General features: G+C 39.9%; 20 protein-coding genes and 1 rRNA gene. 4 read left to right on the top strand and 17 right to left on the bottom strand.

Features of this window, described 5'->3' with window-relative positions:
* Positions 1-112 precede the first annotated feature (112 nt).
* Both OZX63_RS00245 and OZX63_RS00240 read right to left on the bottom strand, forming a co-directional pair.
* A 16S ribosomal RNA gene (locus OZX63_RS00245) occupies positions 113-1,680 on the bottom strand.
* Between the two features lie 469 nt (positions 1,681-2,149).
* Positions 2,150-2,563 (bottom strand): peptide deformylase, encoded by a 414-nt coding sequence (locus OZX63_RS00240; RefSeq protein WP_277143593.1) that lies wholly within the window; start codon positions 2,561-2,563, stop codon positions 2,150-2,152.
* A gap of 267 nt (positions 2,564-2,830) precedes the next feature.
* Between OZX63_RS00240 and OZX63_RS00235 the strand changes: the two genes are divergently transcribed.
* Together OZX63_RS00235 and OZX63_RS00230 are read left to right on the top strand one after the other, a co-directional pair.
* Complete coding sequence (locus tag OZX63_RS00235) at positions 2,831-3,844, top strand: serine hydrolase domain-containing protein (protein WP_348535266.1); 1,014 nt, start codon at positions 2,831-2,833, stop codon at positions 3,842-3,844.
* A gap of 140 nt (positions 3,845-3,984) precedes the next feature.
* Positions 3,985-4,434, top strand: coding sequence for a hypothetical protein (locus tag OZX63_RS00230; protein WP_277143589.1), 450 nt, complete (start codon positions 3,985-3,987; stop codon positions 4,432-4,434).
* Between the two features lie 87 nt (positions 4,435-4,521).
* Here the strand turns inward: OZX63_RS00230 and OZX63_RS00225 are convergent, their stop codons facing one another.
* From OZX63_RS00225 to OZX63_RS00215, 3 genes are all read right to left on the bottom strand, one after another.
* Positions 4,522-7,362, bottom strand: a complete 2,841-nt coding sequence (locus tag OZX63_RS00225; RefSeq protein WP_277143587.1) for a DEAD/DEAH box helicase — start codon at positions 7,360-7,362, stop codon at positions 4,522-4,524.
* A gap of 321 nt (positions 7,363-7,683) precedes the next feature.
* Positions 7,684-8,511, bottom strand: coding sequence for an exodeoxyribonuclease III (locus tag OZX63_RS00220; protein ID WP_277143585.1), 828 nt, complete (start codon positions 8,509-8,511; stop codon positions 7,684-7,686).
* Between the two features lie 42 nt (positions 8,512-8,553).
* Positions 8,554-9,396, bottom strand: coding sequence for a fructosamine kinase family protein (locus OZX63_RS00215; RefSeq protein ID WP_277143583.1), 843 nt, complete (start codon positions 9,394-9,396; stop codon positions 8,554-8,556).
* Between the two features lie 140 nt (positions 9,397-9,536).
* On the opposite strand from OZX63_RS00215, the gene OZX63_RS00210 reads away from it, so the two are divergent.
* The gene (locus OZX63_RS00210; RefSeq protein ID WP_277143581.1) at positions 9,537-10,547 is read left to right on the top strand and encodes a D-2-hydroxyacid dehydrogenase; all 1,011 of its coding nucleotides are present in this window, start codon (positions 9,537-9,539) and stop codon (positions 10,545-10,547) included.
* A gap of 126 nt (positions 10,548-10,673) precedes the next feature.
* On the opposite strand, the gene OZX63_RS00205 is transcribed toward OZX63_RS00210, so the two are convergent.
* The 12 genes from OZX63_RS00205 to OZX63_RS00150 form a co-directional block, all read right to left on the bottom strand.
* Complete coding sequence (locus OZX63_RS00205) at positions 10,674-11,438, bottom strand: pyrroline-5-carboxylate reductase dimerization domain-containing protein (RefSeq protein WP_277143579.1); 765 nt, start codon at positions 11,436-11,438, stop codon at positions 10,674-10,676.
* A 25-nt stretch (positions 11,439-11,463) separates the two neighbouring features.
* Positions 11,464-12,324, bottom strand: a complete 861-nt coding sequence (locus tag OZX63_RS00200) for an aldo/keto reductase (protein ID WP_277143577.1) — start codon at positions 12,322-12,324, stop codon at positions 11,464-11,466.
* A gap of 53 nt (positions 12,325-12,377) precedes the next feature.
* Positions 12,378-13,082, bottom strand: a complete 705-nt coding sequence (locus tag OZX63_RS00195; protein ID WP_277143575.1) for a YjjG family noncanonical pyrimidine nucleotidase — start codon at positions 13,080-13,082, stop codon at positions 12,378-12,380.
* Positions 13,083-13,477: 395 nt separating this feature from the next.
* The gene (locus tag OZX63_RS00190) at positions 13,478-15,337 is read right to left on the bottom strand and encodes a cation:proton antiporter family protein (protein ID WP_277143573.1); all 1,860 of its coding nucleotides are present in this window, start codon (positions 15,335-15,337) and stop codon (positions 13,478-13,480) included.
* Between the two features lie 130 nt (positions 15,338-15,467).
* Positions 15,468-16,319 carry an aldo/keto reductase gene (locus tag OZX63_RS00185; RefSeq protein WP_277143571.1) on the bottom strand — a complete coding sequence of 284 codons (852 nt, stop codon included), beginning with the start codon at positions 16,317-16,319 and terminating at the stop codon, positions 15,468-15,470.
* A gap of 14 nt (positions 16,320-16,333) precedes the next feature.
* Positions 16,334-17,197, bottom strand: coding sequence for an NAD(P)-dependent oxidoreductase (locus OZX63_RS00180; protein ID WP_277143570.1), 864 nt, complete (start codon positions 17,195-17,197; stop codon positions 16,334-16,336).
* Positions 17,198-17,313: 116 nt separating this feature from the next.
* Positions 17,314-17,958, bottom strand: a complete 645-nt coding sequence (locus tag OZX63_RS00175) for a TetR/AcrR family transcriptional regulator (protein WP_277143568.1) — start codon at positions 17,956-17,958, stop codon at positions 17,314-17,316.
* Between the two features lie 3 nt (positions 17,959-17,961).
* Positions 17,962-18,735: an ABC transporter permease gene (locus tag OZX63_RS00170; RefSeq protein ID WP_277143566.1), complete on the bottom strand. Its 774-nt coding sequence runs from the start codon at positions 18,733-18,735 to the stop codon at positions 17,962-17,964.
* Positions 18,735-19,649 (bottom strand): ABC transporter ATP-binding protein, encoded by a 915-nt coding sequence (locus OZX63_RS00165; protein WP_277143564.1) that lies wholly within the window; start codon positions 19,647-19,649, stop codon positions 18,735-18,737. The genes OZX63_RS00170 and OZX63_RS00165 overlap by 1 nt, the downstream gene beginning before the upstream one ends.
* Positions 19,650-19,769: 120 nt before the next feature.
* A complete protein-coding gene (locus tag OZX63_RS00160; protein WP_277143562.1) occupies positions 19,770-20,036 on the bottom strand; it encodes a Txe/YoeB family addiction module toxin in 267 nt (88 codons plus the stop codon).
* Positions 20,017-20,310, bottom strand: coding sequence for a type II toxin-antitoxin system Phd/YefM family antitoxin (locus OZX63_RS00155; protein WP_277143560.1), 294 nt, complete (start codon positions 20,308-20,310; stop codon positions 20,017-20,019). The genes OZX63_RS00160 and OZX63_RS00155 overlap by 20 nt, the downstream gene beginning before the upstream one ends.
* A 101-nt stretch (positions 20,311-20,411) precedes the next feature.
* Positions 20,412-21,203 carry a TraX family protein gene (locus tag OZX63_RS00150; RefSeq protein ID WP_277143558.1) on the bottom strand — a complete coding sequence of 264 codons (792 nt, stop codon included), beginning with the start codon at positions 21,201-21,203 and terminating at the stop codon, positions 20,412-20,414.
* A gap of 277 nt (positions 21,204-21,480) precedes the next feature.
* Here OZX63_RS00150 and OZX63_RS00145 point away from each other — a divergent pair, with 277 nt between their 5' ends.
* The gene (locus OZX63_RS00145; protein ID WP_277143556.1) at positions 21,481-21,639 is read left to right on the top strand and encodes a hypothetical protein; all 159 of its coding nucleotides are present in this window, start codon (positions 21,481-21,483) and stop codon (positions 21,637-21,639) included.
* The last annotated feature ends 392 nt before the right edge of the window (positions 21,640-22,031 follow it).

Here is a 22,031-nt window from a genome sequence, read left to right as displayed (position 1 = left end):
ACTCTTTTGAGGTACTACCCTCAAAACTAAACAATGTTCTCGCTCCGTGTGCTTCCGTTGCTCCTAGGCTTCCTCTAGTATCTCTACTCTCCACCTATTCGCTCTTCCTTAGAAAGGAGGTGATCCAGCCGCAGGTTCTCCTACGGCTACCTTGTTACGACTTCACCCTAATCATCTGTCCTACCTTAGACGGCTGACTCCCCGAAGGGTTATCCTACCGGCTTTGGGTATTACAGACTCTCATGGTGTGACGGGCGGTGTGTACAAGGCCCGGGAACGTATTCACCGCGGCGTTCTGATCCGCGATTACTAGCGATTCCAGCTTCATGCACTCGAGTTGCAGAGTGCAATCCGAACTGAGATTAGCTTTAAGAGATTCGCTTGCCTTCACAGGTTCGCTCCTCGTTGTACTAACCATTGTAGCACGTGTGTAGCCCAGGTCATAAGGGGCATGATGACTTGACGTCGTCCCCACCTTCCTCCGGTTTGTCACCGGCAGTCTCATTAGAGTGCCCAACTTAATGCTGGCAACTAATAATAAGGGTTGCGCTCGTTGCGGGACTTAACCCAACATCTCACGACACGAGCTGACGACAGCCATGCACCACCTGTCTTAGTGTCTCCGAAGAGAACTTCATATCTCTATGAATTGCACTAGATGTCAAGACCTGGTAAGGTTCTTCGCGTTGCTTCGAATTAAACCACATGCTCCACCGCTTGTGCGGGCCCCCGTCAATTCCTTTGAGTTTTAACCTTGCGGTCGTACTCCCCAGGCGGAGTGCTTAATGCGTTAGCTGCAGCACTGAGAGGCGGAAACCTCCCAACACTTAGCACTCATCGTTTACGGCATGGACTACCAGGGTATCTAATCCTGTTCGCTACCCATGCTTTCGAACCTCAGCGTCAGTTACAGACCAGAGAGCCGCCTTCGCCACTGGTGTTCTTCCATATATCTACGCATTCCACCGCTACACATGGAGTTCCACTCTCCTCTTCTGCACTCAAGAAAGGCAGTTTCAGATGCAATTCCCCGGTTGAGCCGAGGGCTTTCACATCTGACTTGTCTTCCCGCCTGCGTTCGCTTTACGCCCAATAAATCCGGACAACGCTTGCCACCTACGTATTACCGCGGCTGCTGGCACGTAGTTAGCCGTGACTTTCTGGTTGATTACCGTCAAATAATTAGCAGTTACTCTAACTATCCTTCTTCACCAACAACAGAGCTTTACGATCCGAAAACCTTCTTCACTCACGCGGCGTTGCTCCATCAGACTTGCGTCCATTGTGGAAGATTCCCTACTGCTGCCTCCCGTAGGAGTTTGGGCCGTGTCTCAGTCCCAATGTGGCCGTTCAGTCTCTCAACTCGGCTATGCATCATCGCCTTGGTAAGCCGTTACCTTACCAACTAGCTAATGCACCGCGGGTCCATCCTCTAGTGACAGCTCGAAAGCCGCCTTTCATAGCTAGATCATGTGATCTTACTTCTTATTCGGTATTAGCATCTGTTTCCAAATGGTATCCCAATCTAGAGGGTAGGTTACCCACGTGTTACTCACCCATCCGCCGCTCGCGCTTTTAATGTCCTACCCGAAGGTATTCAACTAAAATTGCTCGCTCGACTTGCATGTATTAGGCACGCCGCCAGCGTTCGTCCTGAGCCAGGATCAAACTCTCATTTTTAATGTTTGTTTGAATGTTTGCTCATTCGTTCCAAGATTTGCATCTCGGATTTATTTGCTTGCGAAATTGACTTCGCTTTTTTGTTTTGGGTTCTTACACCCGCACACTTTGCGAAAACATTGTTCAGTTTTCAAGGTACTACCCGCTGCTGTAAATCGCTTTACAACTGCGCTTGTTTTATTTTAGCAGATGTATTTTCTTTTGTCAAGAACTTTTTTCTGCCCCGCTCCTGAAGAAATCTTGCTTTCCTCAGCAGCGTTTATTATCTTACTAAACTTAAATCTTATTGTCAAGACCTTTGTTTAATTTTCTTTCGCCGCCCGGTCTGACAAGCCTTGACTTGTCTTGCCCGACGACAGTTATTAATATTACCAACTTGTTTTCACTTTTGCAAGCTTTTTTGCCTACTTTTTTTAGAAATAATAATAAAGCTTGATATATCAATGCTTTTTAATGAAAAAACTTTTCATTAAATCAGGATTCCAGCACAATGATCCACCTCATGCTGAATTGTTTCTGCAATAAAACCTGAAAAACTTTGTTTCTGCGTCTGGAAATTTAGGTTCTGATATTCAACAGTAATCGTCTGATAACGGACAGTTTTTCTTAAACCAAATAAAGAAAGGCATCCCTCTTGGACCGAATATCGTCCACTTTTAGCAATTATTCGTGGATTAATCATTACAATCGGCAAATCTCCCATATAAAAAGCAATAATCTTCTTATTAATACCAATCATATTGGCCGCAAGTCCCGCAGCTGACTCCCGCTTAGCGATTAATGTGTCGCGCAGATCAATTGCAACTTGGTAATCTTCTTTTGTCGCCTGCTCCGCTTTTTGCTTTAAAAACAGAGTGTCGTGGATAATCATTTTAGCTGCCATTTTATTTTTCCTTCCATATATATCTAAAATTAATTTACTTGTTACTTCTATTAGTAATTAATATTGTTAAACAATTTTAATAAATTTGCATACGTTTATTAACATAATCGTCTTATAATACAGCTATATCTTCGAGAGGAGCAAATTTAAATCTTGAAACATAAAATCATTACATTAGCGGCCGCCCTAACCTTGGGCATTACCGCCCCACTAACAGCAAGTGCCAGCCAAACTGAAGCGGCAACTGCCACTAGTAATCAAAATGACATGTACACTTTTGTCAGAAACACATTACGTCAGCATCACATGCGCGGCAGCGTTGCCGTGATTAAAAACGGACAGGTGCAACCAATTAGTTACGGCTATGCCTGGTACGGCAAACGCATTGGCAACGGCGACAATAGTGTTGTTTATCCAACCGCATCATTGCAAAAAGTAATCACTGGCGCAATGATCATTCAATTAATCAATGAGAATTTACATACCAACAATGCTTTCTCGCAGTACACCAAAATTTCTCGCTGGTACCCTAATCTAAAAAACGCTGACCAAATTTCTATTGGTAACCTCCTGACTCATACTTCCGGAATTACTGCCAGCAGCACCGAAATCGACCGCGGCTATAATTATTCCGAAAATAACGCCGTTAATTGGGTCGTTAACAATATTAACAATTCAACTTCAGCTCCAGTTGGCACTTACAAGTACAATAACAGCAACTATATCCTACTGGTTGGTATTATCCGCCAGTTAACTGGTCAGTCTTACGAAACAAATTTCAAAAATCGGATTGTTAACAAGCTCGGTCTTAAAAGTACCTACCTATACCAAGATATTCCAGCTGGCATGACAGACCCAATTTCATATTATTCCAATGGCGGTAAAAACTACCAAAAGTCTGCTTATGTTAAACGGTCACTGGCTTCCCAAATTCCTGGTGCTGGCAATTTGTTCTCAACGCCGGAAGAATATTATAAGATTCAAGTCGGCTTAACTGATGGCTCAATTCTTAGTAAAGATGATTTCAGCTACCTAACTCACCTAAAGAGTAAACTAGGCACTTATTCTGGCGGCATGTACCTCAAGAATAATGACGCACTGAAGCTGGCCTATGGCAGTCTTAGCGGTAACCATTTTGGTACTTGGGTACAACTAACAACCGATAATCAAAACGGAATTGTCATGTTTCTTAACCAAACTGATAACAGTGAAAATGACGAAAAAGACGTTGGTTACGCCATCTTACAACATCTCAAGCCAAACACATTTGTTTCAAGATAGTTAAATAAACTAAAAAAGCTTCCATTAAAGGAAGCTTTTTTATTGTTCTTCTTATTCATAAAATATTTAAAATGCATTTATGTATTTATATAAAGATGATAAAATTAAATAGAAAATATTAATTTTAAGGAGGAATAATTTTGAAGTTCAAGAAGTTTTTAATCACCATCATAGCTGGAATAAGTTTACTTACTGTTACTAGTACATACTTTACTAACCAATCTGTTGAAGCTGCCACTACTAATACTGTACCCAAAAAGTTTCGTGGTAAGTGGTACGAAAAGGGCTATGGTCAATACTATATTCTCCAATATACTGCACATACTCAAGCAAGTTACACAACTAAAACCAAAAAGTCTCTTATTAGCGGGTTAAGAGAACCAGTTACCGTTAAAAAGACAGGTAAAAACAAATGTACTGTTTGGTCAAAATATGATTCGTACAAGCCTCACCTAACCATTAAGAGCATTACCTACAATGGCAAAAAATATAAAATGCTAATCTTCAAACGAGGAAAAGGCGCAGCATTATATTACTTCAACCATAAAATCAATCGTTTCTATTCACCTAACCGTGGATTCATTAACTAAAATTAAAGCAGCTAAAAAACAGACCAGGTTTTTCTAAAAAGAAATTCTTGATCTGTTTTTTGTCTAAGGAATTTTTCTAGACCCGTTTTATTCCGCAAATAATAACTCGTACATTCTGGCTTCCAGTGGGTGCTTCAATAGTAAATTCATCCCCACTGCCGCCTTCTTTTTTGGTCCCAGCAATTCTTCTTTCACCGTTTCTTTTTGAATATCAGCCTCACCTAAGTAAAAGAACTGCTTACCAATTGCATCACTTTTCTTAACAAATAAATGCAGCTTCATCTGCGACGAATTAAGCAAACGCTGCACCTCATCCGAGTCAAGATGCCGCGGCGAGCGCGTATACCAGCGCAAGCTCCGCCCGTCTTCTAACGTATTATGATAGACCGCATTACGCTTTTCAGCCGAATCTTTTTTGTAAGTAATAAAAATCGGTGTTTCTCGTTCATCAACGCGATAACCATACATTGGTGCCGATACATCTTTGGGCCAGTTAAGCAAGCGACAGACATCCTTACGATCATACTGCTGATAAAGCGTGAATTGCGCTTGATTATCGTATTCTTGGTTAAGCAATAAGCCTGTCTTAACCACATCCACAAACAATTTTTTGAACGTCATATTCGCCTCTAATGCCTGCTGCAGTTGTGGGGCCAAGCAGTAATCCAACAAATTTGGCCGCATAATTAGTGCTTGATCACCATATTGCGCCTTTTTAGTTGTTTTTCCCTGCTTAATATCAAAAAAGGACAGCGACAAAATCGCTTCAACCGAAGTTAATACCGCCGCATCAACATAGGCATGATCGCGCCGCAACGCCTGCTCATATTCTTCCTGACTAACCTGCCCTTTTGCAAGTAGTAACTGCAATAAGCGCAGTTCATGCGGCCGCTTGCCGTTTAGCAACTCCTTAGTCACAAACGACAACACGGCATTTTCATATTTATTAAGTTCGACTGTCTCGCCCATTTTACTTAAAAACTGGCCATAGTGCTGCAGACTATGATTATTAGCAAACACCTCGGGCGAAGTCGAGCCATGTTGGTAAAAGTCAAACAGTAGTGGCGGCCGACCGATTTTTTCTTGCAAGTCTTGATATGACTGCCGCAATTCCTTTAGGCCATCAAGTTTAACTTGGTCAAGTGACGCCAAAATCTTTTCCGAAGCAATTCGACTAAAGTTAATCGTCGATACATCAATTAACCCTGGCAATGTGCTTTCTTCACGTGCCTTATCCTGACTGCGACTGGAATCTTGATTAAGCGCAATCGGAATCAAGTAATTATTTTTATAATTACCGATAAAATCAATGACCGTCACATAATCTTTCCCCGGGAATTTACGCAGTCCTCGTCCTAGCTGCTGGATAAAGACAATGCTCGACTGCGTATTCCGCAGCATCACAATCTGATTGAGCGACGGAATATCGATGCCCTCGTTAAATAGGTCAACAGTTACAATATATTCGATTTGCCCCGTTTCAAGCTGCTTAACCACTTGTGCACGCCTAGCTTCACTGTCTTCATTAGTTAAGGCAATTGCTGCATGCCCTTTAGCAGTAAACAGTTGCGCTAATTCTCGCGCCTCTTCCTGCCGGCTGCAAAAGACTAGGCCACGCGCCTGATTACCGCAATAGCCATAGTAATCAATCTGCTTTAGCACATAATCAACACGTTTAGGTGCCACCAAATGACGCAGATTAGTCGTCTCATCAATGCTTTCACCGTCAGCTTCATAATCCTCGACCCCAACGTAATGAAAAGGTGCCAGCATTTTTTCTTCTAAAGCATCCCGAAGACGAATTTCATAAGCTAAATTATAGTCAAACAGTTGGTAGACATCCTGATCGTCCATTCTTTCTGGTGTCGCCGTCATCCCTAACCAAAATTTCGGTGTGAAATGGTCAAACACACGCTGATAACTAGGTGCAGCAGCTCGGTGAGCTTCATCAATTAAAATATAATCAAATTCATCCTGCTCTAAACTTGCCAGCAGCTCCGGCTGACTCAAAGTTTGGACAGTCGCAAACAAATACTGGCAACCAAGCTGATGCTTGTGCCCGGTCAATAAGCCATAATTACTACGCTCACCGCCGATTACTTGGTAAAAACTCTCTAAGGCCTTTTTAGCAATTTGCTCACGGTGCACAACGTATAAAAACTTCCGCGGTGCAAAATCCTTCACGGCAAAAGCACCAAGATAAGTTTTCCCAGTTCCCGTTGCCGAAACAACTAAGCCGCGTTTTTGTCCAGCATCAACCAGCGCCTTTAATTCTTTTAACGCCGCCGTTTGCATTTGGTTAGGTGTAATTAAAGCAGCCTGCTTTACTCGCGGCAATGAATTGCTCACAGGTTTAACCCAATTAGCCTCGTATGCTTGAAGCCATTGCGGCGTCAACGGCACACTAGTTTCTTGTAATTGTTGCAGTTGGGATGCCAGCTGCCCCGCCAATGCCGCATCTTCACGTGAGCTAACTTTTAGCGCCCATTCGTAATTGCTAAGTAAAGCCGCCCTAGTAAAATTAGCGCTGCCGATTACTATTGTCTGCCAGTTATCATGTTCAAGCAGGTAGCCCTTGGCGTGAAAACCATTTTTTGCGGCAATTTTAACTGTTAAATTGGGGATTTTCATTAATTCATGGAACACTTGCGGATTATTAAAAGCTAAATAATCACCGGTGATGATTGTCCCTTTAATGCCTTTAACCGCTAAGTCAGCCATCACAACCTTAAAGGGCACTAACATGTCCTGCGTAATAAAGGCAACAGCCCAAGTAAAATTACGACACGTCAACAATTCTTGGCGTAATGTCAGCCAGATTTTATCATTCTTGGTATTTTGTAGTAGTTTTGGACTAAGTAGTTCATGACCCGGATAAGTTGCGTCATATAAACCATTCAAAATTGCATCTTGCAGTGGTTCGTTCATTCATATCGCCTCAAGTTAATTTTACACAAAAGAAAAGCCGAAACCTACCTTTTAAATTTGGCATGATTTGGCAACAAAAAAACATCCAGCTGCTAAAAGCTGGATGTTTTCAGTAACTCTAATTAACGGAAAACATTAAAGAAGTCACTTACATTACCTAAAATACCAGATGCCATTCCCAATGCACCTTGGACAATATTAACCCATGACATGAAACATTCCTCCTTACAATTTTAAATTGACTTTAGCAAGTCTATCTAAGTATATGCTTTTTGACTTGTATATTCAAAAATAGCACAAAAATTAATTAGTAAGAAAGATTTATAATTTAATCTCTAACAAAATTGGGCAGTGGTCAGCTCGCGCACCCGTATCAAGCATTTCTGAACGTTCTACCTTGTCAGCGATGCGATTACTTGTAATCCAATAATCAATCCGCCAACCAGAGTTATTCGCCTTGGCCGTCCGGACACGTTGAGCCCACCATGAATAGACACCTTCAATATTGCCGTTAACTTTTCTAAAAGTATCGGTAAAACCAGCATCAAGTAACTTAGTAAAATCAACCCGTTCCTCATCAGTAAAACCAGCAGAATGATGGTTGTTGTCGGGATGCTTCAAATCAATCTCCGTATGGGCAACATTGTAGTCACCACTTGCCAAAACTGGCTTTTCCTGATCCAACTTTTGCAAATAGGCAACGTACTTTTCATCCCAAATTTGTCGCTCATCAAGCCGCTTTAAGCCACTACCGGAATTAGGCGTATAAACTTGCGTCACAAAAAATTCAGGAAACTCCAGCGTAATAATTCTACCTTCCTGATCCATCGGTTCTGGTGCACCGATTTCTGGATAAGTTGCCTTTGGAGTTAAGTCCTTTTTGTATAAATACATTGTGCCGGCATAACCCTTGCGTGCGGGTTCTTCAGATGACCGCCACACATAATCGTATTCAGGAAACTGTGCTGCCAAAACTTCCTGATGCTTCTTAGTGGGACCAGTTGCGCGCAATTTGGTCTCTTGAATTGCAATCACATCCGGATTTTGGTCATGAATTTTGGTCAAAACTTTCCGCGTTTCTTCAGCTCGTGCGGAAGTCCCTGTCAAAGCTGCATTCAGTGAATCAATATTCCACGAAATTAAGATCATTTTATTCTCCTTTTTTATCTATCTCTTTCATTATAATATTTTTTAAAAATGACTCAAAATATCATCAACCGCGCTGCCGTAACTTTCGCCAAACAAGCAAAGATGCATGCACAAATAATAAAAGCGATACCAATTTAGCCGCTGTGCAAGCTCGGCATCAAACGGGTACTCCTCATAATACGCACGATAAAACTGGTTGCTAAAACCACCAAACACGGTCGTCATCGCTAGGTCAAATTCGCGATCGCCATATATCGCGTCAGGATCAATCAGATACGGCGCACCATGAGCAAACAAGACATTGCCAAACCACAAATCACCGTGACACAAACTCGGCGTCACTTCGTGCTTACTATAATAATCAGAAAATTGCGCCACCATCCGCTGATAATGCTCTTCTCTTGTATCATTCCAATAACCAAGTTTTCGCGCACTCGCTACTTCCGGCTCCAGTCGCTGCTTAATATAAAAATCCGCCCAGCTTTGGTTCCACTGATTATTTTTAATCATTACCCGATTCTGCAATTGATCACCAAAGCCAAACTTATCATTATGAAAATGATGCAATTTTGCCACCTGCCGACCTAAATCCGCCTGACTGCCGACATCTGTATCAAGCCAATTCAAAAGCAAATACGCATCATCATTAATTTGCCCATGAAAAAGCGGCTCTAGCGTATTAACGCCGGCTTTTGCTATTTCTTTTAGTCCCCGCACTTCATGATCAAAATAAGTTGCAGCACTATGAGGCTGAACCTTCATAAAGTAAGTCTTTTCAGGCGTTTTAATTTGATATGCTTTATTCGTATCCCCTCCGTGAATAGTTTTACATACTTGAATATTTTTGACTGGTAATTGCCTAAGCCATTGCTTTGTTATGATCATTTTATTTACTCCGTTTTGTTGTTATTTCAACGTTTATTAATAAAATTAATTTTTTCACAAGTTTATTATGCCATTGTCCAAATACAAGTGTATAATAGCACAAGAGACAATAATATTAATTTTATGGAGGTTGAAATTTTATGACTAAAATTTTTGCTTATGCTATTCGTAAAGATGAAGAACCATACGTTACTGAGTGGAAAAACGCACACAAGGACATTGATGTTGATTACACTGATCAATTATTGACTCCCGAAACTGCCAAATTAGCTAAAGGTGCTGATGGGGTTGTTACTTACCAGCAATTAGACTACAAGGCAGATACAATCGAAGCCCTAGATAAATTGGGCATTCACAACTGGTCACTGCGGAACGTCGGAATCGACAACATTGACTTGCCAAAAGCTAAATCATTAGGCTTTAAGTTAACTAACGTTCCTGTATACTCACCAAATGCAATTGCAGAGCACGCTGTTGTTCAAGCTGCACGTCTTTTACGTCAAGACAAGCGCATGGATGAAAAGATTGCCCGTCACGATTTCCGTTGGGCACCAACAATCGGCCGCGAAGTTCGTGATCAAACTGTTGGTGTTATCGGTACTGGCCACATTGGTCAAGTATTTATGAAGCTGATGGAAGCATTTGGCGCTAAAGTCATCGCATACGACATCTATAGAAATCCTGAACTTGAAAAGCAAGGTTACTACGTTGATACACTTGACGAAATCTATGCTCAATCAGACGTTATTTCATTGCACGTTCCTGACACTCCAGAAAACGTTCACATGATTAATGATGACTCAATCAAAGAGATGAAAGACGGCGTTGTTATCGTTAACGTATCACGTGGTCCATTAGTCGACACCGATGCTGTTATCCGCGGCTTAGACTCAGGTAAAATCTTTGGCTTCGTAATGGATACTTACGAAAGCGAAGTTGGTATTTTCAACAACGACTTCAGCAACAAAGAATTACCTGACAAGCGCTTGGCTGACTTAATTGCACGGCCAAATGTTTTGGTAACACCACATACTGCTTTCTACACCACTCACGCTGTTCGCAACATGGTTGTTAAAGCATTTGATAATAACTTAAAATTGATTAAGGGTGAAACTCCTGATACTCCTGTTGATTTAGACAAAGAGTTCTAATTATTTATTCCTTTCCTTTCTTACATGTAACTAAAAATAGTCATTGAGCAGAATTTGCCAGTGGCTATTTTACTTATCCCAACAAAAAAGGCGAAATGTTCCATATGAAACATTTCGCCTTTTTAATTAATTAGCTGATGCATTAATTGCTTGAATTAATGCATTTCTAAAGCCAGCCTCTTCTAATTTGACAACACCCTTGATAGTAGTACCACCAGGAGTTGTTACCTCATCTTTTAATTCCTCAGGTAGTTTTTTAGTAGTTAATGCTAACTTAGCCGTCCCCAAAATCATCTTTTCAATCATTGGGTAGGCTTCTGCACGCTTAACACCATTTTGAACAGCAGCATCACTCAATGCCTCAATCATTAAGTCAACGTAAGCAGGCGCACAACCAGAAACTGTCCCATAGATTCCCAAAAGACTTTCTGGAACAACATATACGTCCCCAAGTTTACCTAAAATTTCCTTAACTGCAGCAATCACTGTTTGCTTTTCATTAGGAATAAAACTTACAGCAGTTATCCCTTCCCCAATTTGCACAGGAGTGTTCGGGACGATTTTGGCAAATGCCGTATTGTCAGCTGCTTCCTGATTAACCTTTACTAAGTCGCCGCCACCAGTTGATAGCATAATGCCGTGATAGACTTGACCTAACTTTTGTAAAATTGTGTTAATCACTGGTCCGCCAACTGCAACAACTACCGCACTGCAGCCATTAAAGTCAGCGTAGTCATCAACTAACTGCAAGCTGTTCTCAGCCGCAAGCTGTTGTGCGGATTGGTGGCCACCGTCAAAGACATAAAGATCTTTTCCCGAAATCCCGGCTTGTAATAAGCCTAAAATCATCGATGAACCAATTTTGCCAGCACCAATAAAGCCAATCTTCATTTACAATAACTCTTTTCTTATATAACTAAAAGTCTGTCTTATCTGGATCCTGTGCAACTTTGGCAGCACCATGTAATCCGTCTAGTTTCAACATATCCTGTTCACTAATTGAAAAGTCAAAAATCTCCGTATTAGCTTCAATATACTTTGAGTGAACCGACTTCGGCAATGGCAAAAAGCCGTGCTGAATTGACCAGCGCAATAATAATTGAGCTGCACTCTTGTCATAGTGACCAGCAATTTCAGAAACTGTTTCGTTTGCAAGCAAGCCACCTGTACCCAACGGACTATAAGCCTCGTTTAAGATTCCTAATTCATCATCGTAGTCAGTTACTTCTTTTTGCATATCGCTTGGATTCAAGTAAATCTGGTTAACAGCTGGACGAATACCTGCAGTCTTGAGTAATTCATCAAGATGATTTTTTCTGAAATTAGAAACACCAATTGCTCGAATTTTACCAGCTTTCAGAGCATCTTCCATTGCCCGCCAGCTCTCAGCATTTAACTCAGCCCAATGATCACGAATTGCAACAGGATTAGGCCAGTGAATTAAGTACAAATCAAGATAGTCCAACCCTAATTTTTCCAAGCTAGTATCGATTGCAGCTGCAGTTTGCTGATAGCCATGATCGGTATTCCACAATTTAGTTGCAACAAACAAATCATAGCGGTTGATGCCGCTCTTCTTTATACCGTTGCCAACACTCTGCTCGTTGCCATAAGCAGCTGCAGTATCAATTAACCGGTAACCTGCATTAATTGCTGCCATCACAGCATTTTGCGCAACTTCACCATCAGGGGTCTGCCAGGTGCCGAAGCCAACAGCAGGTATTTTCACACCATTATTTAATTCATAAGTATCAGTTAGAGAATTAATATTATTCATAAGTCCGACCTCTCTTTCACCTTTATTATACATAACCCCAAGCTGCCAGCTTGTTAAAAATGCATTAAGTTATTTTGCAGCAAAGCGTCGAAGTCCTGATAAGTATCGACTTCAAAAATCGGATGCAAATTAAGCTTATTTGTGCGATGACGATGGTTATACCAAATGCTCGCAAAGCCATATTTTTCAGCACCTAGAATGTCAGATTGCAGACCATCGCCAAAGAAAATTGTTTTGCTAGGAGCAACCTTTGTCCGCGCAAAAAAGTAATCAAAAATTCGCTTATCTGGTTTAGAAACTTCAGCTTCTTGTGAAGTAACAATCAAGTCAAAATAATCTTTAATTCCAGCAAGTTCCAAACGGTGATTTTGCATTAATCGTTCGCCATTACTCAAAACAGTTAGCTGATAGCCAAGGTTACGAGCTAACTTCAATGTGTGCTCAACTCCCGGCAAAAGCTGATGTGCTTCACCAAAATATGAGCGATACTCGTCCATGATTTTTAAGCCGTCAACTTCTAAGCCTAAATTAGCTTTAAGAAAATGACTAAACGTAATCTTACTTAATTCTTCGTAGGTAATCTCACCTAATTCAAGCTGGCGCCACAGTCCCTGATTATATTTATGATAAGTCTGCTGCAGTTTTGGCGTTAATTGCCAATGATGTGCAGCAAAAAGATGATGTAGTGCAAAATTTTCGGTAGCAGCTGAATCAATTAAAGTATCATCAACGTCAAAAATTATTTGTTGATATTTCAAAAGCTGTCATCCTTTCACATTATTTCCTGGGTAATAATTGCTTGCCCCAAAAATGGTTGGGATAATATTATAACAATTTTTTGTCCAAAAGTAGATGATTAACTATTTTTAAAGTTGTTCTTTTTTCTGCATTCTTTTACTCAAACCAGTTATAATAGTTCTTAATTTAATTGGAGGAATTGATTATGCTAACGCTTTTACTGATCTTTTTAATAACTTGGCTGTTACTTAGGCTTGGTGTTGGAGTATTTAAAATTTTCTTTTTTCTGCTAGCCTGTGGAATTATCATCGCCTTTTTCATTCACTTGGTACTGCCGTTAATTATCTTAGCAGCAATCATTTGCCTTGCCTTTGCAATCATATAAAAATAGCAGCTCAATCGTGAGCTGCTATTTTTATCCTAACTGGTTATCAAGTAGTAATCGCAAGCGCGAAACCACCTCACGTGGTCCCGCCATAATCAAGTGATCGCCAAGTTGCAGGCGCAAATCATCTCGTGGATCAACAAACTTGCCATTACGAACAATTTTACTAATTACGACCTCATCAGTTTCAGGTAAATCTGGTATCAAACTACCATCAAAGCGTGCATTAGTCATCGTTACTTCAAACAAGCTTGACGTCGTTGAAGTAATAAAGCGTAAAACTTCTGGCGATTCGATTGCTGTTCGAAAAACGCCAACTCCTGTATCGAAAGTATTGAAATATTCAATTTTCAAGTTAGTTAATTCTTTTTTCATGACATCAATTTCATTAGGATCAGGGTCATCAAGTCTGACTAAAACCCGTTCAACGCCATACTTTTTAGCGGCTACGGCCAAGCTATAATTAATCTTGGAATGCAAGTCCGTAATTACCAAAATATCGGTATCGAAAATGCCCTGTTTAATTAAGGCAGCTGGTTCCATCGTATCTAACAGGGTGACTGGTGCCGAGTTTTTATAAGTTTCATAGCTTTCTGGATGCCGCGTATACAAGCTCGTATCATACCAATCGTGTGGTAATTGGTGACACGTGGCAACAGAAGTTACTGTAGTACCAATAATATGAACAATTGTCTTCGGTAATTGCTCGTCTTTCGGTTGGTATAACTTCTTAAAAAGCATTGGCCCAATTAAGCAGGTTAGCACTGCAGCTAAAGTCAGGGCACCACCTTGCTGATTATTCAACGCATGAATATTTTGCGCAACTGCCACACCAGAAATAACTAGTGTCATCGTTGTTTCAACTAAAAAGGTCCCAGCTAATGCATTACGCTGAGAAAATAACTGCTTAAAGCTGTAATATGCCGGCATTTTAGCCACTAAGAATGCAACTAATAGCAGTGGAATCAGTGTTAACGTTGCTTTTGAGCCAAGTAACGCAATTAAGTTCAATTTCACACCCGTTAAAATAAAGAAAAATGGGATTAAAAAGCCATAACCAATTGCATTTAATTTTTCTTCGGTTGCTTCTTCAGGCTCCAGCAGCTTGATTACAATCCCCGCAAGAAACGCTCCCAAGATGTTTTCAGCACCTACGGATGTTGCCAAAACAACCAAGATCACAATTACCAAAAAGGCAAAACGCATATCAAGTTGCGTAGTCGATTTAGTCAATTTGCCAAACACATTAAAGAAATTGCGAAACCGTGCTAGCAAATATGCCGCAGCTAAAAACACTAGTGAGAGTAGCCATAACGTACCACCATTGCCACTTTTAATTGAAGAATAGATCGTTAATCCAAGCAGTGGAATGATTTCACCTAGCACACCAAACAGCAGCAAGGTTTGGCCGTATGATTGGCCAAGTAAGTTATTTTCTTTCAAAATACTAATCATTACGCCAAGCGAAACCGTCGCAAATAGAATCACTGACAAAAAGACATCTGAAAATAAGCCGCAAACTTTAAACAAAACTCCCAAAACAATAGACGAAACAATTGTTAGTGAATAGGCGATAATTGCGCTTTTTAAAGGTGTCTCTTTTGTCTTATTTTGTGCTTTTTTAGCAGCTAAGACAGTCGTTGGCTTGCTCTTTTTAAATAATGAAAAATCAATCTCCATCCCACTTAAAAACAGCAACATGATCGTGCCCAACGTGCTCAAAGTATTCAAAACAGAATTAATATGAATAATATTAAAACAGCTTCTACCTAAAATTACGCCCACAATAATTTCCGCAACGGTTGTGGGTATCAGTGACACCTTGAACCGCGCCAGCAGTGTCGGTGTCAAAAAAGCAGCTACAGACACAATAACAAGCGATAAATCCATTAATTTACTCCCCCAATAAAATTTGTTAACTTATATATTTTACCAAAATAAATACTGAATAACTAAAAAAATAATATCTATTTATGAAAAGATGCATAAAAAAAGAACTCAAATCGAGTTCTTTAGTACATTAATCTAAGTCAAGTGGAATTTTATGTGTTGGCCGTGGATACTGCTCATCAATCGCCGCAAAATCATCAGCTGTTAATTCCAAATTTCCAGCAGCAAAGTTATCTTTCATGTGCTCTGCATTGGCTGTTTGCGGAATTGCAATCGTTATTCCATCGCGAATTGTCCAGCTAAGTAACACTTGGTAGACTGAAGCGTTGTGCTTTTGGGCGATTTGCTTAATTACCGGATTATCTAACATATCGGCATGCAAGTTATTATGCAATCCGCCAACAGGACTATAAGCTAGCAGTGGAATATTGCGTTCCTTTTGCCACGGAATCAAATCAAAGTCTAACCCGCGCGCATTCAGATTATAGAGATCTTCATTAGCAGCTAAATACTTGCCAGCAGGAAGTGCCTCGACTTCTTCTAAGTCTGCTACGTCAAAGTTGGACACACCCCATGACTTAATCTTGCCCTTTTCACGCATCCGATCAAGCTCGGCAATGGACTCCTCTAATGGCACCTGATCGCGCCAATGAAGCAGATACATATCTAGGTAATCAGTCTGCAGCCGCTCTAAACTGGCATCTAGGTGCTTTTCTAAGTCCTGCTTAGTCGCATTTTCGGGCCAAACTTTTGAAACAACGAACAATTCTTCACGGTTGTATGGCTTAATTGCCTTACCTACTAGAGTTTCAGATGCACCCTTGCCATAAATTTCCGCGGTATCAATCAGCTTGGCACCTGCTTCGATTCCGGCACGAATTGCGGCAAGCTCTGCAGCTTCCTTAGTTTGGTCGCTGCCCATGTGCCACGTACCAATTCCGATTGCTGGCACCATTTGGTTATTAATTTCTACTTGTTTCATTCAATTCTCCTAGTCTACTTCCACCACAACTTAATCAAACCTTGCGTGCCCAAGTCACCCAAGTCTTTTTCATCAACTAAAATTTCATACAGATCTTTGGCCTTTTGCGTTGCTGGCAATTCAATATCCATTTCCTCAGCGGTTTCAAGAGCAATCCGTAAGTCTTTCAAAAAGTGTTTACTGAAAAAGCCTGGCGTATAGTCGCCCTTTAAGACACGCGGGCCATAGTTGCTAAGACTCCAATTAGCAGCACTGCCGCCGCCAACCGTCTTGACCACTGCCGGTAGATCTAATCCTGCTTTTTGCGCATAAACTAGCATTTCGGTCATGCCCGTCATCGTACCAGCAATCATAATCTGGTTGGCCATCTTCGTGTTTTGACCGGCACCTGCTGGGCCAAAATATTGTGCCATACTACTAATTGCCTTAAAAACTGGTTCTAAAGTCGTAAAGGCTGCTTTATCACCACCAACCATCACGGTCAAAGTACCGTTTTTAGCGCCTAAATCACCACCAGATACAGGTGCATCCAGTACCTGAGCGCCTGCCTCAGCACCTGCTTGATAAATCTTTTGCGCCAATTTAGGCTTGGACGTTGTCATATCAACTAAAATCTTACCTTTAACGCTTGCAGCCATAATGCCATTTTTAGCAAAATAAACTTGCTCAACATCACGCGGGAAACCAACCATCGTGAAAATCACATCGGCTCCCTCTGTAACAGTCTGCGGATTGTCACACCAAGTTGCACCCTTGGCAACCAGATTATCAGTTTTAGACTTAGTGCGATTATAAACCAGCAGCTCATAGCCAGCTTTAAGTAGATTTAGACAAATAGCATTACCCATGACACCCGTTCCGATAAAACCAATTTTCATGATAATTCCCTCCTTAAAAGCATCAAAATATCAATGGTTTTACTTAATGATAGCACTTTCTTTTTGATTTTTAACTATTCGATTAATTTGGGACCATCTTTGCCGTTTGCTTTTGCCTACTGCCAACCATTTAAAATTGCATTAATTCCCATTAGGAATTGCTGGTCATCATGGCGCTCTTCTCCTAATAAAGCTGAAAATAATTCTTGAAAAATCGGCGAGCCCTGCTGCAATTCTGCCATTAAGTCAACGTTCACCTCGCCGCCCTCTTTAGGCTCGACTGCTTCTGCCCAGACATAACCAATAGTATAGAAGACCAATGAATTCAATAAAAAGACAGTATTTTTATTGAATTCTGCCATACCTTCCTTTAGCTTAAGCAAAACCTGCTCAATTAAAACAAATTCCTTCTTAGTTGCTAGTGGGTGTGTCGAAATTAGGGGCATTAATTCTTGATAAGCAATCAAAGTCTGCTTAACCTGTAACATCAAAGCTACTACTTTATCTTGCCATGTTGTCGCGTGTGCAAACAAGTCACTAGAAATAGTTAAGGCTTGTTGCCAAACCTTCTCTACCAAGCGGTCAAATAGCTGCCCTTGATTAGGAAAATAGCGGTAAATTGCCATTGGTGAAACACCTAATTTTTGACCCAATTTACGCATTGAAAATTTTTCCAATCCAATTTCCTTAATTAGCGCTAGACTGGCATTGATAATTATCTCTTCTGTTAATGGCTTTTTAGTAGACTTCGTTGCTTTCATTGTTTAGTTGTTACCCTCTTTTAACGGTTTAAAGTGAAACCCAATTATGGCAACTATACAAAAAATTCCCGTGATAATCCATAAAATAAGCAAATTTTTATGAATATTGGCCATTGTTCCGGCATCAAGACTAATCTTTTTAATTCCTGTCATTGCCCAATATGCTGGATCAAATTTAGCCAGCTGCTTAGCCCAATGAGGAAAGGTACTAGTTGGCGATAAACTGCCGCCTAGTCCCGACATTAGCATCCCCAACAGATTCGACAGCGACAGTGCAACTTCTTCGGAATTAGTCAAACTGACAATTAAAACACCGAAAAAGGTTAACGTTGCCGCAAAAGACATGATGATCGCAATAAATGCTGGCCAACTACCGTTAATTTTAAAATTAAATAGCCATTGACTCAGTAAAATCACAATTGCCAATTGAAAGACTTGGATTAGATATGCAACTGCAACTTTACCAAAAATAATTTCGTTAACTGTCGTCGCTGATACTTGTTGCCGGTCCCAAGTATTCCAGTCACTCTCATGGTAGAACATTTGAACAATTACTTGGACTGACAAAAAAGAAAACATAATTGCCAATCCTGGTACTACCTGCTCGGCCCCATTTGCATGCATATAGCCTTGAACAATTAGTTGCATTTTGGCAGCTGGCCGCATGAACGGCACCATGATTAAGGGAACACAGATCATAATCAACTTGATTGTGGGATCACTAAGCTGCAACCGTAAATTTAACTTCATAACATTCCAAATTTGCTTAATACTCATTATCTTACCTCCAATTTTAATAGTGAATGATAGGCTGATTCCAGATTTGCCGGGATAATTTTCAAATCCAATAATTGCTGATCTTGAAGTTCTGGCTGATTCAAAACACCCTTAACTAATTCCAAATAATTTTGGCCGCTTGATAGATGCTTATTAATCAGACAATTTTTCTCCTTTTGCCAGCCCTTAATCTGAGGTGGCTGTCCCTGAAAATACAGCTTAATTGTGGGTTTAGCGTACCGATTAATAATTTCGTCCATCTTGCCCTGCGCCATAATTTGCCCATGATTGAGAAACATGATATCGGCATTTAAACTTTCCATCTCCTGCAAATAGTGCGTCGTGTAAATTACTGTTATGCCGCGCTTGCTAAGTGATTGCACAGCGTGAATAATTCGGTTACGCGAATCAATGTCGGCGCCAACGGTCGGCTCATCTAAGAAAACAATTTTTGCTTCGTTCATCAGTGCAATTGCTGAGTGCAGTCGCCGTTTCTGCCCACCACTAAGGTTGGCAGCTTTGTCATTACTTAAGTTTTGTAAATCAAAAATTGGTAAAACTTCCTGATACTTGTCTTGCAGCTTTTGACCATTCAAGCCACTTAGACGACCAAAATTCATCAAATTTTGCTTAATTGTTAGTTGATCGTAGATACCCAAAGTCTGCGGGGCAGTTCCTAAATATTTGCGCAAATTACGCGAATTATGTTTGAAGGACTGTCCAAACAACTCCACGCTGCCGGAATCAGGCTTGAGCAACCCCGTCATTATTTTAATCAGCGTGGATTTCCCAGCACCATTAGCACCAAGCAAGCCAATGATTTGTCCAGCCTGAATCGTGAAATTGATTCCGTTCAGCACCTGATGATCCTTAAACTTTTTATGAACATTAGTTAATTTAATAGCTTCTACCATAATTTCTCCGTTCTTGTTTACATCGTAAACATAAATTTAATAATTTACAGTGTAAACTTATAAGGAAAAAGATGCAAGAAAAAAATAACCTTAACTTACAAATGTAAATTAAGGTTATTCTTAATGATCATCATAATGGTCTTTACAAGAATAGATAACTAGCTCATTCACCGAACACTTATAGATAATTCGATCTTTTGCATCTATCTTTCGCGACCAGTACCCAGACAGATCATGCTTTAATCCCTCTGGCTTCCCAAGTCCTTCAAAAGGATGCCGTTCAATATCTTTGATTAACTTATTAATCCGCCGGATTTTTTTCTTATCTCCCTGCTTCTGCCAATAAACATAGTCATCCCATGATTCGTCAGTCCAGCTTAATATCATCAGTATCTACCTCATAATCTGGATCAATTAATTCATGATGAACAGCTCTATTTGCATCAACCTGTTTTTGGCCATTGCGAATTTTAGCCATTAAATATTTATTCGACTCAATATCTAGAGTTTCAACTAAAGAATCATATTCTTGCTTACTCATCACCACAACATTATCTTCGGGCTCTTTATTAGTCACAATTAATGGCTCACTATGATCGTTAACTTGCTTAAAATAATCTTTCAAATGCTTTCTAAAATTACTATAGTTTACCGCATCCATTACAATCACCTCTATATTAATTGTACTAATAATTGTACATTATAGCAATTACTAACAATATTAAAAAAGGCACTCCCTTAAAGGAGCACCCATAAATATTATTAAGCAATTGTTTTATATAAAAATGCGGCGAGGCAGTACAGCAATGCAATGTGAGCTGGATAGAAAATATAAAAGAAATATTTCATGCCCGGGCCCTTTTGGCCGTTATAAAGCCAAATTGGAATAATTGCAAAAATCATCATCCATTGAGTTGTTCCACTTAGGCCATAAAGCAAAGCAGTAATTGCAATCAAGAGACATTGAATGTTCTTGTTATTTCTAAAAACATACAGCAGCGGGATCAGCAACACCATAATATTATTTTCGGCCAGAAGAATTGCGGGAAAAATGCCAATCGCAATTTGTTTAATTAAGAGTGGTACACTCTGCGCACCAACAATCATTGTTGTAATAACTGAAAAAATAAATGGTAGGGCAAACCATAAAATTCCTAAACTAATATGTTTCGCCTTATCGCCATCCTTAGCGGCCGCAAATTGATCAACACCAGCCATAAACATTGTTCCAATGAACAAGTCACGGAAAATATTATTGATTAACTGTACCTGATCGAAGCTAATCGTTTTTTGTAAAACTGTTGTTAACAGCGCCATTAGTACCATCGAAAGATACAGCCGCTCCATATATTTCTTCTTGTCATGCGTGTGACTAAAGCCAACTACACTGGTAAAAAAGAAAATAGTGGCCACTGGCCGACCAAACCAGTCCAGCCAATTCGGTGCACCTAACGGATAAAACATCTGATGGACATGGTCAACCACCATTAAAATAACACCAATTACTTTTAAATCAAAAGTAGTTAATCCTCGTACTTTTTTAGCAATTTGCATAGTACTCTCCTTTTCCTAACACATAGCCGTTCAAGTGTAGCATAGGGAGATAGGTGAACCCAAATGTTAGGGCTCAGAATGTGAATTAATTGAAAGCTTACTATTACTAGCAAATTGCCATAATATCTATTTCTTTAATTCTATCTTTGCTATAATATTAGCGAACATGAGTAGAAGCTAGATAGCGGTGACTAATTTTTAGACTGAGGATGTGGTGCTTATGGTGTAACAACTATAAACCTTAGAATTCGGTGGAAAGGATTAGTCAGGTACCCACATGGATACTGTTATTGCTTTGGGTTCAATCATTGCAGTGATTATCTTGGTATTGGTAACAGTGGTTAGACAATTAAATTTGTTGATTACTGAAATTGCTAAGTTAATTAACGCTTTGAGTGAATTAAAAGCTGCCTGGAAGAAATTTAGGGCAAAATAATAACCGCTTTAGCTTAAGACACTAACGGTTATTAATCAAATTACTGTTAAGTCACCGCTTAATGCGGAAACTCATGTTGAGAAGTCCTGTTGGTATCAGGGCTTCTTTTGTTTTATAAAGTCATTCTAGCACAGAAAGCTTTAAGAAAACAATGCTTTTACATGCCGAAAAACTTTAAAAAATCTAATATTTTTACACACTGAAAACATCAGAAAATTTAATACTTTTGAACGCTGAAAACATTAGGAAATTTAATACTTTTAAACGCTTTTGCATTCAAAGGTTAAATACTTTTAATAAATCAAAAACTGTCTAAAAGAAATTTAAAGCAAAATAATCTTCACTATAGTTATCATGATATCAGCGGTTTAGTTTAAAAATTGTTGCTTTAG

This window comes from Lactobacillus sp. ESL0700, from assembly GCF_029392095.1.
In the GTDB taxonomy this organism is placed as follows: domain Bacteria; phylum Bacillota; class Bacilli; order Lactobacillales; family Lactobacillaceae; genus Lactobacillus.
Note: the sequence above shows the minus strand (reverse complement) of the source record. Positions and strands in the feature narration are given on the sequence as shown.